The following is a 1,089-nucleotide window of genomic DNA, read 5'->3' on the forward strand; positions in this document are numbered from 1 at the left end:
CTGTCGGCCATCTGATCGGCCCCGCCCGACTGACCCCTCGACCTTGATCTGAGGTTTCTCCGATGAGTGCATCCACTGTCGACAACGCAGTGGTGGTCACAATCACCTCGGCCACCACCGCCACCACTGACGGCATCGAGTTCAGCGCTATCAGCGGCGCCGAGCTCCAGGAACAGATCCTCGACTACGCCCACCACCTCGCGGCGAGCGACGATCAGCCGGTCCTGCTCGAGTTACGCAATCCTGCAACCGGGCGCGGCGATGTCATCGAGATGACGCCCGACGGCACATGGCACCCCGCCCACGCCGCCCCAGAACCCGGGCATCCCGAGGCCGCTCCGGTGGAGCCCAGCGCTCCCCCGCCGGTCGAGATGCACGAGCACCCAATCGCTGACGATGGCGGGCACACCGGCGGCCAGATCATCGCACCTGCCGCTGCGCCGGACGTGCCCCCTGTTGTCGATGAGCAGCTGGCCCAGCCTGCCGCTGATGAGGCCGCGAGCCAGCCCGGCACTGTTGAGGCAGTCGAGCAGGACAGTCCCTGGCGCGGGGTCACCCCCGGTCACGTCAGCCCGAACGCGCGACCCCGCTCGACACCGACCGCCGAACGTCGCAGTCGAGGGCCCCACGTGCCACCACCAGCTAGTGGTCGTCTTCGTACCGTCTGGCGGCGCCACCGCACGCCGCTGATGGTGATTGGTCTGATCACCCTGGTCGCCCTGGTCGGTATCGGGGTCGGCGCCGGGCGGCTCATCGGCGCTGCCGGCGGCGACACCACACCTCTCGACCCGGCCACCGCGCTAGCTCCACCCGTCGCCACCGCCGACCCGACCTCTGATGAAGTCGAATGTCCCTCTCGCACAACTGGCGCGCTCACTACCGGCCGTGACCCGGGGAACCAGACGAGTGGGCCGAACGCGATCAAAGCGTTCAACTACGGCTACTACAAGTGGCGCAGCGGCAACGCTGCTCGCGCGGTGGTGTCGTCGAACGCCAAGGTCGGCACCGCCATCACGTTGCAGAGCTACATCGACGTGCTCGACCCCAATATGCGCTACTGCCTTGCCATCACCGAAAAGCGCACTGGCC

1 protein-coding gene is annotated in these 1,089 nt (G+C 67.9%); it reads left to right on the forward strand.

What is annotated here, in order from left to right; all coding sequences use genetic code 11:
- Positions 1-62: 62 nt before the first annotated feature.
- Positions 63-1,089 (forward strand): hypothetical protein (locus tag BJF87_RS24620; RefSeq protein ID WP_075864075.1); only part of this gene is annotated, 1,027 nt, incomplete at its 3' end.

It is taken from the genome of Gordonia sp. CNJ-863, from assembly GCF_001942325.1.
Taxonomy (GTDB): Bacteria; Actinomycetota; Actinomycetes; order Mycobacteriales; family Mycobacteriaceae; genus Gordonia; species Gordonia alkanivorans.